General features: G+C 70.0%; 13 protein-coding genes. 5 read left to right on the top strand and 8 right to left on the bottom strand.

The window, feature by feature from the left end:
• Positions 1–30: 30 nt before the first annotated feature.
• Positions 31–240, bottom strand: a complete 210-nt coding sequence (locus AB0B45_RS28595; RefSeq protein ID WP_358136521.1) for a hypothetical protein — start codon at positions 238–240, stop codon at positions 31–33.
• A gap of 71 nt (positions 241–311) precedes the next feature.
• On the opposite strand from AB0B45_RS28595, the gene AB0B45_RS28590 reads away from it, so the two are divergent.
• Positions 312–1,442, top strand: a complete 1,131-nt coding sequence (locus AB0B45_RS28590; protein ID WP_358136518.1) for a D-alanyl-D-alanine carboxypeptidase — start codon at positions 312–314, stop codon at positions 1,440–1,442.
• A gap of 89 nt (positions 1,443–1,531) precedes the next feature.
• Here AB0B45_RS28590 and AB0B45_RS28585 read toward each other — a convergent pair whose 3' ends face one another.
• Together AB0B45_RS28585 and AB0B45_RS28580 are read right to left on the bottom strand one after the other, a co-directional pair.
• Positions 1,532–2,464 carry a YhjD/YihY/BrkB family envelope integrity protein gene (locus AB0B45_RS28585; RefSeq protein ID WP_358136515.1) on the bottom strand — a complete coding sequence of 311 codons (933 nt, stop codon included), beginning with the start codon at positions 2,462–2,464 and terminating at the stop codon, positions 1,532–1,534.
• A gap of 55 nt (positions 2,465–2,519) precedes the next feature.
• Positions 2,520–3,740 (bottom strand): amidohydrolase family protein, encoded by a 1,221-nt coding sequence (locus AB0B45_RS28580; protein ID WP_358136512.1) that lies wholly within the window; start codon positions 3,738–3,740, stop codon positions 2,520–2,522.
• 59 nt (positions 3,741–3,799) lie between these two features.
• Between AB0B45_RS28580 and AB0B45_RS28575 the strand changes: the two genes are divergently transcribed.
• Entirely contained in the window at positions 3,800–4,303 is a 504-nt protein-coding gene (locus AB0B45_RS28575) for a MarR family transcriptional regulator (RefSeq protein WP_358136509.1), read from the top strand.
• Between the two features lie 83 nt (positions 4,304–4,386).
• Here AB0B45_RS28575 and trpS read toward each other — a convergent pair whose 3' ends face one another.
• Both trpS and AB0B45_RS28565 read right to left on the bottom strand, forming a co-directional pair.
• Positions 4,387–5,394 (bottom strand): tryptophan--tRNA ligase, encoded by a 1,008-nt coding sequence (gene trpS / locus AB0B45_RS28570; RefSeq protein ID WP_358136506.1) that lies wholly within the window; start codon positions 5,392–5,394, stop codon positions 4,387–4,389.
• Positions 5,395–5,408: 14 nt separating this feature from the next.
• Positions 5,409–6,719 (bottom strand): hemolysin family protein, encoded by a 1,311-nt coding sequence (locus tag AB0B45_RS28565; protein WP_358136503.1) that lies wholly within the window; start codon positions 6,717–6,719, stop codon positions 5,409–5,411.
• 105 nt (positions 6,720–6,824) lie between these two features.
• Between AB0B45_RS28565 and galE the strand changes: the two genes are divergently transcribed.
• From galE to AB0B45_RS28550, 3 genes are read left to right on the top strand one after another with little or no spacing between them, the layout of a single operon-like run.
• A complete protein-coding gene (gene galE, locus AB0B45_RS28560; RefSeq protein WP_358136500.1) occupies positions 6,825–7,784 on the top strand; it encodes a UDP-glucose 4-epimerase GalE in 960 nt (319 codons plus the stop codon).
• A gap of 26 nt (positions 7,785–7,810) precedes the next feature.
• Positions 7,811–7,954 (top strand): hypothetical protein, encoded by a 144-nt coding sequence (locus AB0B45_RS28555; RefSeq protein WP_358136498.1) that lies wholly within the window; start codon positions 7,811–7,813, stop codon positions 7,952–7,954.
• 27 nt (positions 7,955–7,981) lie between these two features.
• Complete coding sequence (locus tag AB0B45_RS28550; protein ID WP_358136495.1) at positions 7,982–9,229, top strand: MFS transporter; 1,248 nt, start codon at positions 7,982–7,984, stop codon at positions 9,227–9,229.
• Here AB0B45_RS28550 and AB0B45_RS28545 read toward each other — a convergent pair.
• The 3 genes from AB0B45_RS28545 to AB0B45_RS28535 form a co-directional block, all read right to left on the bottom strand.
• Positions 9,167–10,279, bottom strand: a complete 1,113-nt coding sequence (locus tag AB0B45_RS28545; RefSeq protein WP_358136492.1) for a hypothetical protein — start codon at positions 10,277–10,279, stop codon at positions 9,167–9,169. The two genes, AB0B45_RS28550 and AB0B45_RS28545, sit on opposite strands and share 63 nt — an antisense overlap.
• A gap of 264 nt (positions 10,280–10,543) precedes the next feature.
• Complete coding sequence (locus AB0B45_RS28540) at positions 10,544–11,518, bottom strand: malate dehydrogenase (RefSeq protein ID WP_358136489.1); 975 nt, start codon at positions 11,516–11,518, stop codon at positions 10,544–10,546.
• A gap of 55 nt (positions 11,519–11,573) precedes the next feature.
• The gene (locus AB0B45_RS28535) at positions 11,574–13,679 is read right to left on the bottom strand and encodes a transporter substrate-binding domain-containing protein (protein ID WP_358136486.1); all 2,106 of its coding nucleotides are present in this window, start codon (positions 13,677–13,679) and stop codon (positions 11,574–11,576) included.
• Between the last annotated feature and the right edge of the window lie 168 nt (positions 13,680–13,847).

Below are 13,847 nucleotides of genomic sequence, written 5' to 3'. Positions count from 1 at the left end.
GCCAGGGAATTTGCCCGGATCGTGCTCTTATCAACCCCCTCGACGGGCCGTGCCCATGTAGCCACGCCAGCCGATCAGGGCGAGCACCACGCCCAGGACCACGTTCACGGCGATGAGTATGCCGTGGACCACGTAGAAGCCGGTCGAATGCCCTTCGGCGAGGTTGAATCCAAGGTTGATCCACTCGAACACCATGAACGCACCAATGATGATCAGGAATCCGGCGATCTTTCGTGACATGCCCATCTCTCTGCTGCTTGGCGGGTAGTGACGCCTCATGCGCTATGTCACGAAGCTACGCTGAGGTCGCTATGGGGACGAAACTGGTGCCGGTCGCGGCACTCCTGGCCACGGTCGTTCTGGCCGCCGGCCCTGCCTTGGCCGCACCGCCTGCCGCCGACGGCCCGCTGGGCGGCGACCAACTGGCCGCCAAGGGCCTGGTCGCGCCCAAGGGCGTGAAGGCGCCGCCGAAGACGAAGGCCACCTCCTTCGTCGTCGCCGACGCCGAGACGGGGCAGGTGCTCGCCGCCAAGAACGCCCACGGCCGCTACCTGCCCGCGAGCACGCTCAAGACGCTCACCGCGCTCGCGCTCATCCCCAAGCTCGACAAGAACCTCAAGGTCAAGCCCAGCAGGACGGCCGTCAACCAGGAGGGCAGCGCGGTGGGTCTGTCCACCAAGCCCATCTACAAGGTCGACGACCTGTTCAAGGCGCTCATGCTCACCTCGGGCAACGACGCGGCGATGGCGCTGGCCGAGGCGAACGGCGGGCTCACCGCGACGCTCGCCGAAATGAACGCCGTGGCGAAACGCCTGCAAGCCAACGACACGGTGGCCAAGACGCCGAGCGGCCTGGACAAACCCGGACAGAGCAGCTCGGCCTACGACCTGGCGCTGATCGCCCGCGCAGGCCTGGCCAATGCGGAGTTCCGCAGGTACGTCAGCCTCAAGTCCTCACGCTTCCCCGCGCCCAAGGGCTACTACGAGATCGGCAACCACAACAAGCTGCTGTGGCGCTACAAGGGCATGGTCGGCGTCAAGAACGGCTGGACCTCCAAGGCCCTCGGCAGCTTCGTCGGCGCGGCCACCCGCAACGGGCACACGATCATCGTGACGATCATGCGCCATGACGGCTACTTCTGGGAGGAGGTCGAGCACCTGCTCGACTGGGGCTTCGCCACGCGCGGCAAGGTCGCTCCGGTGGGCATGCTGGTGGACCCGCTGCCCGCCCAGCCGGCGACGAAGCAGGTGCAGGCGCCCGCCGTGCCCGCCACTCGCGCCGCCACGCCGGCGCAGGGCGCCTCCTCGGAGCCCGCCACGAGCCGCGCGATCGGCGCCCTCGCGATCGGCGGGGCCGTGCTCGGCGGCGCGGGGTTGCTGTTCTACGGCATCCGCAGGCGCAGGACCGCCCGTGGATCCTCGCGTACGGCAGGCCCCCGATAGCCCACCGCGGTCACCGCTGACCGCCCGTCTGTCACGCCGCTCCAGCGGGACTCCGGCGGGCCGCCGTCACGTCGCCTGTTTCACGGGCCTCACGGCAGGTACCCGTAGGACGGCAGGGGGGTGGGGTCGGGCGGTGGGTGCAGGCCCGAGGTGGCGGTCCACGCGGCCACGTAGAGCGTCAGCCGCGCCGAGAAGTTGATCCACAGCAGCAACCCCGCCGTCACGGCGAACGTGCCGTACACGGGGTTGCTCAGCGTGCCCGCCAGCAGCAGCGTCGCCACCTGCTTGAGCACGCCGAACCCGATCGCCCCCAGTGCCGCTCCCCTGGCCAGGACCTTGAACGGCTTGGTCGTCCTGGCCACCCAGCCCAGGACGATGAGGAACAGCACCCAGTCGGCCGCCACGCTGGCCGCGAGGCCGACCGCGGCCAGCGTGAACTCGGCCCCCGCCGACGTCTCCACGCCGAGGAACGTCGCCACGGTCGTCGTCGCCTGGGTGGCGAACCCGCCGACCAGCGCCGAGGTGATGAGCGTGACACCGAGCATGAGCAGCGTGACCAGGTCGCGGGCCTTGCCGATGAAGAAGTTGAGCGGCGGCGTCGTCGTCATCGACATCTCGCGCAGGGCCCCGCGCAGGGCGTCGACCGCGCCGAGCCCCGCGTACAGCAGACCGACCAGACCGATCATTCCGGCGCTCGTCCGCGCCTGTGCGATCCCATCCAGGTTGATGAGGTCGGCGAGGCCGGGGAGCAGCTCGGTGATGGACTTCTCCAGCGCTTCGCGGATCTCGGTCCGCTCCTGGAGGATGTAGCCGAACAGCGCGAACGCCAGCGCGATGATCGGGAAGAGCGACAGGAACGCGAAGTAGGTGACGGCCCCCGCCAGCCTGTCGCCGTTCTGCAGCTGGTACCGCTGCACGGTCCTGAGCAGGTGGTCGACCGGGTGCCATCGCACCCTCGATCGCGCGGTCGTCCGGCGACCCCATTCCTTGACCGCGCCGATCCGGTCGACCCATGTGCCCATGACGAATGCTTCTACCCGATCCGCCCCTGGACAGCCAGCAGCCAAGGGGCGGGTGTCACACCGTGACCAGCCGGCCTCCGCGCTTGAGGATCCGCCCCGACACCAGCACGGTGTCGACCGCGCTGGTGTCCGCGTTGAGCACCACCGCGCCGATCACGTCCTGCGCGCCGGCCATCGAGGGCGTGTCGGCCCGCAGGAGCTGCAGGTCGGCCTGCTTGCCGACGCGCAGCGACCCGGTGACGTCCGCGAGCCCGACCACCTCGGCCCCCTCGATCGTGGCCATCCGCAGCGCGTCACGGGTGGTGAACCCGAGCCCCGCCCCCTCGGGCCTGCCCCGCTCCAGGGCATGCGCGGCCCGCATCATCCCGAACATGTCGCCGGGCCCGCTGGTCACCGCGTCGGCGCTGAGCGAGGCGGGAATGCCCGCCTCCCTCGCCCTTCCGGTGACGGGGTATCCGATCGCCAGCGCCATCTCGCTGAACGGCGAGACCGACACGCTGCCACCGCTGCCCGCGATGCGCTTGAGATGCTCGTCGGTGTAGTAGTTGGCGTGGATGTAGGTGGTCCGAGGGCCGCCCATGAAGCCGTGCGCGTCGAGGAAGTCCAGGCCGAGTTCGGCGCTCTCGACCCCGTGGCCGCCCATGTGGACGCTCACCGGCACGTCGAGCTCCTGAGCGAGGCGCCATTCACTCGCCGCCCGCTCCAGGTCGCCGAACTCGGGGCCGAACGCGGCGATCGCCATGGTCAGCAGGTCTCCGGTGAGGGCCTCGCGGACCCGGCGCCCCTCGGGCGTCATCTGGTCCTTGTCCGCCCCGCCGTAGCAGAAGCCGAAGACGGCCCTGATGCCGGAGGCGGTCAGCGCGTCCACGGCGGCGTCGGTGTGCTCCGGCGTGAACTGCACGTGCGACCAGTCGAGCATGCTCGTGATCCCGCCGTCGAGGCATTCACGCACGCCCGCGGCGATCCCCGCGTGGACGTCGTCGGGCCCGAAGCGGGGCGCCAGCTCGCCCAGCACGTGCGCCACGTAGTCGCCCAGCGTGGTGTCGGGGGCGACCGCCCTGATCGCCCCCTGCCAGGTGTGCCGGTGGCTGTCCACGAACCCCGGCAGCACGATCATGCCGGTCGCGTCGATCTCCTCGACGCCCTCCGCGCTCAGGTCCGACCCGACCGCGGCGATCTTGCCGTCCCTGACGAGCACGTCGACCTCGCCGACCACGACGGGCTGCGGCTCGGTGTCGATGACGACGCCGTTCTTGATGATCCATGAATTACTCATAGCAAAAGCTTAGAGAGAAGCTTTTCAAAAAGCAATATGACTGAGGGTATCCTCTGAACGTGAACCAGGATGAGGTCGATGGGCTGGTGCCCCGCTGGCGGGAGGCAGGGCTCGCGCCGTCGCTCATCGCCAGCCTGGAGCTGAGCAAGCGGATGGCCCGGGTCCACGGGCTGTTCGAGCAGGCGGTGAAGGCCGAGCTGGCCGAGATCGGGCTGACCTACGCGGAGTTCGACGTGCTCGCCGCGCTGACCCGCACCGGGCCCCCGCACCGGCTGAAGCCGAGCGAGCTGGCTCGCGGGCTGTTCCTGACCTCGGGCGGCACGAGCAACGTCCTGCAACGCCTGACCGCGGCCGGGTATGTCGAACGCGAGGACAACCCGGGTGACGCCCGTAGTCGCTGGGTCCAGCTCACCGCCGAGGGGCTGCGGGTGGCGAACCTGGCCCTCGAGGGCTCCAGCCGCGCCCACACCGAGGCGATGGCCGGTGTGCCCGAGTCGACCCTCCGCCACGCGGCCGACGCCCTGCGCGAACTCACCCTCGCCCTGGGCCGCCGCGTCCGCTGACCCGCCCCAGGGTTTCCCGGCCAGACACGACGAAGGCCCTCACGACGGTGGTGACCGTACCGGAGGGCCTTCGAGGGTGGCGATCAGAACGCGCGCGGCAGGAAGCCCACCCGGTCGCGCACCTGCTCCATGGTCTCGCGAGCCACCGCGCCCGCGCGCTCGGCCCCGATGGCCAGCAGCCTGTCGAGCTCGACCTCGTCCGCCAGCAGCTTCTCCGTGCGCTCGCGAATCGGCGTGAACGCCTCGACGACCACCTCGGCGACGTCCTTCTTGAACGTCCCGTACCCCTGCCCCTCGTAGCGCGCCACCAGCTCGGGGATCGGCGTGCCCGACAGGGCGGACTGGATGCGCAGCAGGTTGGAGATGCCCGGCTTGTTCTCCTCGTCGAACAGCACCTCGGACCCCGTGTCGGTCACCGCGCGCATGACCTTCTTGCGCAGCGGCCCCTGCTGCTCCAGCACGTCGAGGATGCCCGCGGGAGACGAGGACGACTTCGACATCTTCGCGGACGGGTCCTGGAGGTCGGAGATCTTCTCGACCTCCTTGAGGATGTGCGGCTCGGGGAGGGTGAAGGTGTCGCCGAAGCGGTGGTTGAAGCGCTGCGCGAGGTCGCGGGTCAGCTCCAGGTGCTGCTTCTGGTCGGCGCCGACCGGTACGCTGTTGGCCTGGTAGAGCAGGATGTCGGCGGCCTGCAGGATCGGGTAGGTGAACAGGCCGACGCTGGCCGCGCTCTCCCCGAACTTGGCCGACTTGTCCTTGAACTGCGTCATCCGCGCCGCCTCGCCCATGCCGGTGAGGCAGATCAGCACCCACGCCAGCTCACTGTGCTCGCGCACGTGTGACTGGACGAAGACGGTGGAGCGCTCGGGGTCGAGCCCCGCGGCGAACAGCTGCGCGGCGGCCACCCGGGTACGGCGGCGCAGGTCGGCCGGCTCGGTGGGCACGGTGATCGCGTGCAGGTCGACCACGCAGTAGAACGCGTCGTGCGTGTCCTGCAACGTCACCCACTGGCGGACCGCACCCAGGTAGTTGCCCAAGTGGAAAGAGTCCGCGGTGGGCTGGATGCCGGAGAGTACGCGAGGTCTGGCCATAGCCCGCAATTGTGTCAGGAATCCGGCTCGAGCGGCGACTCGATCAGCGCACGGCGCTTCACCCTGACCCGGGAGATCCGCCTGCCGTCGAGCTCGGTGACCGTGAACTCGAAGCCGGGGATCTCCACGCGTTCGCCGGTCGTGGCCAGGTGACCGAGTCCGGCCAGCATGAAGCCGCCGAGCGTCTCGTAGGGGCCGTCGGGGAGCCTGACGCCGGTCTGGGCGGCGAAATCGTTGAGGTTGGTCAACCCGTCGATCTCTATCTCGCCCGCGGGAAGGAGGACGGGATGCTCCTCGATGTCGTACTCGTCCCTGATGTCGCCGACGAGCTCCTCGACGAGGTCCTCCATGGTGACGATGCCTGCCGTCCCGCCGTATTCGTCGACCACGATCGCCAGGTGGTGTCCCTCGTCGCGCATCTCCGACAGCGTGGTGAGCACCCGTTTGGAGGCCGGCACGAGTTTGATGGGCCTGATGGGCACCAGCTGACTGATCGGGTCGATGCGGCCGGTGAGCACGGGGTCGAGCAGGTCCCTGACGTGGACGAACCCCAGGATCTCGTCATAGGAGGAGCGGTAGACGGGGAAGCGGGAGTGCGGCATCGCGGCGACCAGCACCGCGGCCTCGGCCAGCGGCGTGTCGGCCTCCATGAACTCCACCTCGGTGCGCGGCAGCATCACCTCGCGAAGCTGCCGCTTGCCCGCGGAGAACACCTCGCCGATGAGGTGCCGTTCGTCGGCGGTCAGCTCGGTGTGGCCGGCCACCATGTCGCGCAGCTCCTCGGTGGTCATCTCCTCGCGGTCGGCCTCGGGGTTGCCGCCGAGCAGCTTGACCACGCCGTCGGTGGACTTCGACAGCGCCCAGATGATCGGCCTCGACAGACTGGCCAGCCGGTCGAGGAAGGGCGCGACGAACAGTGAGAGCCCCTCGGCGCGCTGCCTCGCCAGGCGCTTGGGCGCGAGCTCGCCGAGCACGAGGGAGAGGTAGGAGATGGCGAGCGTCACCAGAACCAGCGCGGCGGGTTCGGCGAAGCCTTCCGGAAGACCCCAGGTCACCAGGGTAGGTTCGAGTTCACCGGCCAGACGGTCGGCACCGAAGGCGGCCGACAGCATGGTCGCGACCGTGACGCCGATCTGGACGGCCGACAGGAAGCGATTGGGGTCCTGGGCCAGCTTCGCGACTCTGGCGCCTCTGCGTCCTCGCTGTTCGAGCTTGCGGATCTGGCTTTCCCGCAGGGAGACCATGGCCATCTCCGCCGCCGCGAAGAAGCCGCCTATCAGGATGAAGATCAGGACGATGGCGATATTGGCCACAACGCTGTTCAACGCAGGTGCTTTCGACGTAGTGGTCTGCCAGCGTACCCGGCCGGGTGGTGAGGGCCGAGTATGCTGGGGCCGTACAAAATCAAACACGAATAAACAGAGGTGAACATGAAGCTGCTTGTCACGGGAGGCGCCGGATACATCGGCAGCGTCGTCGCCGCCCAGCTCGTCGAGGCTGGGCACGAGGTGACGGTGCTGGACGACCTGTCGACGGGGCACGCCGACGCCGTCCCCGCGGGGGCCAGGTTCGTCAACCGGCCGATCACCGAGCCAGGCGACGCGCTCGAAGGGGTCGAGGGCGTTCTCCACTTCGCGGCCAAGTCGCTGGTCGGCGAGTCGGTGGAGAAGCCGGGGCTCTACTGGGCCAACAACCTGGGCGGCACGCTGGCGCTGCTGGAGGCCATGCGCGTCGCGGGCGTACGCAGGATCGTCTTCTCCTCCACCGCGGCGACGTACGGCGAGCCCGAACGCTCCCCCATCCTGGAGAGCGACCCGACCCGCCCGACCAACCCGTACGGCGCGTCCAAGCTGGCCGTCGACACCGCGCTGACCGCCTACGCGGGCCTGCACGGCCTCGGCGCGGTCAGCCTGCGCTACTTCAACGTGGCGGGCGCCTACACCGCCCCCGACGGCCGCGTCTACCGCGAGCGCCACACCGTCGAGACGCATCTCATTCCCAACGTCCTCAAGGTCGCCACCGGCGAGCGGGATTCGGTCAGCGTGTTCGGCACCGACTACCCGACGCCCGACGGCACCTGCGTGCGCGACTACATCCACGTCGCCGACCTGGCCCGCGCCCATCTGCTCGCCCTGGAGGCGACCACGTGGGGCGAACACAAGATCTACAACCTGGGCAGCGGCACGGGGTTCTCCGTCCAGGAGGTGATCGAGGTCTGCCGCGAGGTGACGGGCCACCCGATCCCCGCGGTCGTGGGGCCGCGCCGCGCAGGCGATCCCGCCGTGCTCGTCGCCTCCTCCGACAAGATCCAGCACGAGCTGGGCTGGAAGGCCGAACGCGCCGCGATCCGCGACATCGTGGCGGATGCCTGGAATGCCGTCACCCGCTAAGCGAAAATATGCTGAGATAGCGAAATGTGAGGACCTTTTCACAGAAGGTGCTGTTCGCTCTCGCGATCCTTCTCGGCAGCAGCGTGACCGCCGCCGGGGTGGTGTTCGCCACGACCGAACCCACCTCGGCGACGCAGCAGGCGCCCAGCTGCACGCCCAAAGCCAGCTAAATAGGGACGACCGATAATCTTTCGGTCGTGCTCCTCCCCGAACGCGGCCCCGTGCGCTCCCTTGCCTTCTCCGTCCTGCTTCGCGCCACAGGCCGCGGTCTGTTCATCACCGTCAGCGTCATCTTCTTCCTCAGCTCGGTCGGCCTGTCGGCCACACAGGTCGGCGTCGGCATGACGATCGCCGGCGTCGTCAGCCTCGCCGCAGGACTCCCGTCAGGACGCCTGTGCGACGTGTTCGGCCCGCGCGCGGTCTCCATCACCTTCGCCGGGCTCGGCGGCCTCGCCATCCTCGGCTACGCCTTCGTGGACTCCTTCTGGGGTTTCGCGGTCGTCGCCGCGCTGGCCAAGTTCGCCGACGCCGGAGACAGCGTCGCCCGCGCCACGCTCGTGGGCGGCATCGCGCCCCCTGGCGAGCGCGTGCGGGTCCGCGCCTACATCCGCGCGGTCACCAACGTCGGCTGGTCCATCGGCGGCCTGGCCGCGGGCGTGGCCCTGGCCGTCGACACCAGGCCCGCCTACCTCGCCATGGTGTACGGCTGCGCGGCCTGCTACCTGGGCGCGGGCGCGCTGACGCTGCGCATCCCCCGTGTCGCCCCCGCCCCGAAGGCCGCCGAGGGCGGACCGACGTGGATCGTCCTGCGCGACCGCCCCTACGTTGTAGTCGCCCTGCTGAACACTGTGCTCGTCATGCACCTGTCGCTGTTCACCACGATCATCCCGATGTGGATCAAGCACATCGGCGCGCCAGGCGTGATGGTCGCCGCCATCGGCCTGATCAACACCATCACCGTCACCCTCCTCCAGGTGCGGCTCAGCCGCGGCACCGGCGAGGTCGCCAGCGCCGCCCGCGCCCAGCGCAGGGCGGGCGCGCTCCTGCTGCTGGCCTGCGTGTTGTTCGCGCTCGCGGCCGGACAGCCGGTGTGGGCCATGGTCGCCGCCCTGGTCGGCGGCGCGCTCCTGCACGTGTTCGGCGAACTCCTGCAGTCGGCGGGCTCGTGGGGGCTGTCCTACGAGCTGGCGCCCTCGCACGCGCTCGGCCAGTACCAGGGCCTCTTCAACACCGGATGGCAGGCCGCCGAGGTCGTCGCGCCCGTCCTGCTCACCACCGTCGTCATCGGCTGGGGCTGGCCCGGATGGCTGCTCGTCGGCGCGCTGTTCCTGCTGGCGGGCCTCGCCGTGCCGCCCGCCGCCCGCTGGGCCGCCAGGACCAGGTCAGCGCACGTCGACGCGCAGGCCCGCCTGGTTGTCGGCGGGACGGCGGTCACCGAAGCGTGACGACCTGACCTCGCCCTTGACGTTCACCACGTCACGCGAGGTGCTGAAGAACAGCTCGAAACGCACCTTGTCACCAGGGGCCACGTTGGCCGGCTCGCACACGACCTGACCGCCCCTCCGCCTGCACACCGCGTCGCCCGCGACCCGAGCACCACCGCTCACCGACCTCCCCGCGACCCGCGCACCACCCGCGTTCTGTGCGCCACCCGCGCGGCCCGCGTTCTCTGCGCGGCCCGCGCTCGCCGGGTCCCCAGGGGTTGCGCCTGCCAGGTTCCCTACGCCGCCCGCGCTGCCCTGGGCGAGCAGCCGCGCCCCTTCCGCCGTGAGCTCGACACGGGCGTCCCGCACGACGTGCGGCCCCCTGTTGTGCACCGTCGCGACCAGCGTGAAACCGCCGTCGCGCGCATGCGTCGCCCTGAGCCGCAGCCCGAGGTCCGCGCCGGGATCGACGGTGGTGGTGAGGGACGCGCGGTTGTCGGAGTCGTCGACATCGGCTCCCTGGGCCGACATGCTCGCCACCAGCCGCAACGGGCCCGCGGCGTGGGGCCGCACGTTACCCTTGATCGTCACTCCGCCCGTGCCGCCCGCGGCCACGTTCACCGGCGAGGGGCAGACCACCTCGTTGAGCGTACGGCCTGGCCTGCACGTGGTCACGTCCACGCCCACGACCTCGACGCCGTCGGGGACGACCACGTTGAGGACGGGCAGCACGGCGTCACCTGGGCCCGCGTTGCGGACGTCGACCCGGTAGGTGATCGGGTGCCCCGGCTGGGCGACCGAAGGGCTGGCCGACACCTTCACGGACAGATCCGCCTGGCCCGGCTGAGCGGCCGAAGGACTGGGCGACACCTTCACCGGCAGGTCGGCCTGCCCCGGCTGAACGACCGACGAACTAGGTGACACCATCACCGGCAGACCCGCCTGGCCCGGCTGAGCGGCCGACGGTCCGGCCGGCACCTTCACAGGCCGATCCGCCTGCCCCGGTACCGGGTCCGCCTTCACCGGCACCGAACCGCTCATCACCGCCACCGCCATCGCAGCGGTGATCATCTTTCTCGCAACGCGCCCCATACCCATCCTGTCCCTCTGACCGGCCACCCATTCTTCCCTGGTGACCTGCGCAAACCCCCAGACCGACACGCGTGGCGGATCGTCGGGGAGGAGGGGCCGGCCGGGGGTCCAGGTGTCGAACCAGTCGTTCGAGGGGCGGGCGACGTGACGGCGGCCGGCCGGAGTCCTGCTGGAGTGCGCGTGAACGACAGACGGCCACCGGTGACCCCGGTGGCCGTGATTCTGCCTTGCCGTACTAGAGGATCAGATCAGTCCGAGCTCGCGCACCGCGTCGCGCTCTTCGACGAGTTCGGCGACGGAGGCGTCGATGCGCTCGCGGGAGAAGCCGTCGATCTCCAGGCCCTGGATGATCTCCCAGCGCCCGCCCGCCGAGCGGACGGGGAACGACGAGATGAGCCCCTCCGGCACCCCGTACGAGCCGTCCGACGGGATCGCGGCGGAGGTCCACTCGGTGCCGTTCACCCAGTCGTAGACGTGGTCGATGGCCGCGTTCGCCGCGGACGCGGCGGAGGAGGCGCCGCGCGCCTCGATGATCGCCGCGCCGCGCTTGGCGACGGTCGGGATGAAGGTCTCGCGCAGCCACTCGGAGTCGACCTGCTCGGCGGCGATCTTCCCGCCGACCTCGGCGTGGAACAGGTCTGGGTACTGCGTCGCCGAGTGGTTGCCCCAGATGGTCATCTTCTGGATCTCGGTGACCGGCACCTGCAGCTTGGCGGCCAGCTGGGACAGGGCGCGGTTGTGGTCGAGGCGGGTCATCGCGGTGAACCGCTCGGCGGGGACGTCCGGCGCGTTCTGCTGGGCGATGAGGGCGTTGGTGTTGGCGGGGTTGCCGACGACCAGGACCTTGATGTCGTCGGCCGCGTGGTCGTTGATCGCCTTGCCCTGCGGGCCGAAGATGCCGCCGTTGGCGCCGAGCAGGTCGCCGCGCTCCATGCCGGCCTTGCGGGGCATGGCGCCGACCAGGAGGGCGACGTTGGTGCCGTTGAAGGCGACGTTCGGGTCGTCGGTGATCTCGATGCCCGACAGCAGCGGGAAGGCGCAGTCGTCGAGCTCCATGGCGGTGCCCTCGGCCGCCTTCACCGCCTGCGGGATCTCCAGCAGGCTCAGCTTGACCGAGACGTCGGCGCCCAGCAGCTGGCCCGAGGCGATGCGGAACAGCAGGGCATAACCGATCTGTCCGGCAGCTCCGGTGACGGTTACCTTGACGGGCGCGGCCATGGCCTTCCCCTAACTCGGAAGAATCTAATCGTGACGTCTGGATGTTACTCGCTCGTCATCGACAGGATTCCATCACGGGTACCTTCAGGTCGGCCCTGAAGTCCACATTGGGAAAATGGGTGGCCACGAGCTGCCCGATCGTGTTGCTCGCGATCATCTCGGAGATCGCGCCCTTGACCGCCTCGCACGTGCGCGCGTCGCCCTGCTTGATGCCGACGGCGTAGCGCTCGTCGCTCAGCGTGGCGTTCAGGATCCGGTAGCGGGCGTTCTCCCTGTTGGCGAAGCCCGCGAGGATCAGGTCGTCGCCCGCCACCGCGTCGACCTTGCCCATGGCCAGCTTCCTGATGCAGTCGGCGTAGTTGGACGCGCTGACGGTGACCATGTCGACCATCTTCTGCACCTTGCTGACCGCCGAGCTGCGCTGGTCGCACAGCTTCATGCCCTTGAGGTCGGCCGGTTTGGAGATCTTCGTGTCGCCGTCGCGAACCAGCAGGCCCTGATGGGCCAGGATGTAGGGGCCCGCGAACTGCACGCCGCTCTCGTCGATCGAGTAGGTGGCGACGATCAGGTCGACCTCGCCCTTGGCCAGCGCCTCGGCCCGCAGCGCCGGCGGGACGACGACGAAGGTGATGCCGCTCTCCGCGACGCGCAGCTCCTTCGCGATGCGCTTGGCGACGTCGATGTCGAAGCCGGAGAACCCGCCGTCGCGGCTGTGGTAACCGACGCCTGGGACGTCGCCCCTGACGCCGATCGTGAGCTTGCCCGTGGCCGCCGCCCTGTCGACGACCGAGTCGCTCGCGGCCGTCGGCTCGGGGCTGCGCTCGCTGACCAGCGCCACGGGCCAGCCGTAGCGGAGGGCGGCGAGCGCGAGCGCGACGACGAGCAGCACGGCCACCGCCAGCGCCACCCACGGCGTCACCGACCTGCGCCGCTTCGCGGGAGGGGCCACGGTGGGCGGCACGAGGTACTGGGCGGACGGCTGGCCTGGCCCCGCCTGATCGGGCGGCATGGCGTGGACGGGCACCGACACGGGCGGCTGGGTCGGCGGCTGGGTCGGCGCCTGGCTCGCGGACACCGCGGGGAACCCCGAGTACGCCGAGCCTCCCGACGTCGCCGAACCCTGGGAAGGGCCTCCGGAGGCCGCCGAGCCCCGGGAAGGGCTTCCCGACAGCACCGAACCCCCCGAAGGGCCTCCCGAGACCGCCGAACCCCGGGAAGGGCCTCCCGAGGCGCCCGTGGCGGCGGGGCGGCCCTGAGCCATGGCCGTGGGGAGCCGCGCCATCGGCGTCGTGTCGTCGCTGGCGATCTTCACACCCTGGCTGAGCACCGCCGTGGACGCGCCCGCCGTACGCGGAGGGTGCCCGAGCAGCCGCAGCAGGATCTCGTCGGCGGAGGGCCGCTCCCTCGGGTCCTTGGCCAGCGCCGCGCTTGCCACCCCGCGCAGCGGCTCAGGCAGCGTGCTGACGTCGACCACGTGGTTGAGGATGCGGTTCAGCACGACCGCGATCGAGTTGCCCTCAAAGACCGTCACGCCCGTCGCCGCGTAGGCGATCGTGGCGCCCCACGCGAACACGTCGGTGTAGGGCCCGATGTCGTCACCCGCGATCTGCTCGGGCGCCATGTACGCGGGTGTGCCGATGGCCCTGCTGGTGATCGTTCCCGTGGAGTCGATGATGCGGGCGATCCCGAAGTCGACCACCCTCGGCCCGTCGGCCGCGATGAGCACGTTGTCCGGCTTGAAGTCGCGGTGGATGATCGACGCCTGGTGGATGGCGGTGAGCGCGGTCGCCGTGCCGATCGCCAGCCGCTCCAGCGCCTGGCCGGACAGCGGCCCGTCGCTCTCCACGAGGTCCCTGAGCGAGAAACCGTCGATGTACTCGCTGGCGATGTAAGGGGTGTTGCCCTCGAGATCGGCCTCGATCACTCGTGCCGTGCAGAACGAGGCCACACGCTGGGCCGCCTTCAGCTCCCTGGCGAAGCGCGACCTGGCGGTCGTGTCGCCGCTGAACTTGACGTGCAGCAGCTTGATCGCCGCACGCTCCCCTTGGTTGTCGGCCCCCAGGTAGACGATCCCCTGACCGCCCTCCCCGATGCGCCCGGACAGCGTGAACGAGCCCAGCTGGCTGGGGTCGCCCGCCATCAACGGCGCGATCTGCGGCATGCGTCATCCCCACGTTGGCTTTCTGCCTGACGAGGCAAACTTTACGACGCTCAGGAACCCCCCAGGGAACCGTTAACCGTTCGTGACGTCACAGTTCGTGACTTCCGGGTAGAGAGGTCGCTGCACGCCGGCCCCTGTGTCATCGGCGGTGTCAACGCTCACAGGAGG

Origin of the sequence: Nonomuraea sp. NPDC049152 (assembly GCF_040648355.1) — a bacterium.
Classification (GTDB): domain Bacteria; phylum Actinomycetota; class Actinomycetes; order Streptosporangiales; family Streptosporangiaceae; genus Nonomuraea.
This window is presented reverse-complemented; position numbering and strand designations above follow the sequence as displayed.

Bases quoted from the DNA above. Each gene is read 5' to 3' on its own strand.
- galE (WP_358136500.1), top strand. From the start codon at position 6,825: ATGAAGCTGCTTGTCACGGGAGGCGCCGGATACATCGGCAGCGTCGTC.
- AB0B45_RS28535 (WP_358136486.1), bottom strand. From the start codon at position 13,679: ATGCCGCAGATCGCGCCGTTGATGGCGGGCGACCCCAGCCAGCTGGGC.
- AB0B45_RS28540 (WP_358136489.1), bottom strand. From the start codon at position 11,518: ATGGCCGCGCCCGTCAAGGTAACCGTCACCGGAGCTGCCGGACAGATC.
- AB0B45_RS28595 (WP_358136521.1), bottom strand. From the start codon at position 240: ATGTCACGAAAGATCGCCGGATTCCTGATCATCATTGGTGCGTTCATG.
- AB0B45_RS28585 (WP_358136515.1), bottom strand. From the start codon at position 2,464: ATGGGCACATGGGTCGACCGGATCGGCGCGGTCAAGGAATGGGGTCGC.
- trpS (WP_358136506.1), bottom strand. From the start codon at position 5,394: ATGGCCAGACCTCGCGTACTCTCCGGCATCCAGCCCACCGCGGACTCT.
- AB0B45_RS28580 (WP_358136512.1), bottom strand. From the start codon at position 3,740: ATGAGTAATTCATGGATCATCAAGAACGGCGTCGTCATCGACACCGAG.
- AB0B45_RS28590 (WP_358136518.1), top strand. From the start codon at position 312: ATGGGGACGAAACTGGTGCCGGTCGCGGCACTCCTGGCCACGGTCGTT.
- AB0B45_RS28545 (WP_358136492.1), bottom strand. From the start codon at position 10,279: ATGATCACCGCTGCGATGGCGGTGGCGGTGATGAGCGGTTCGGTGCCG.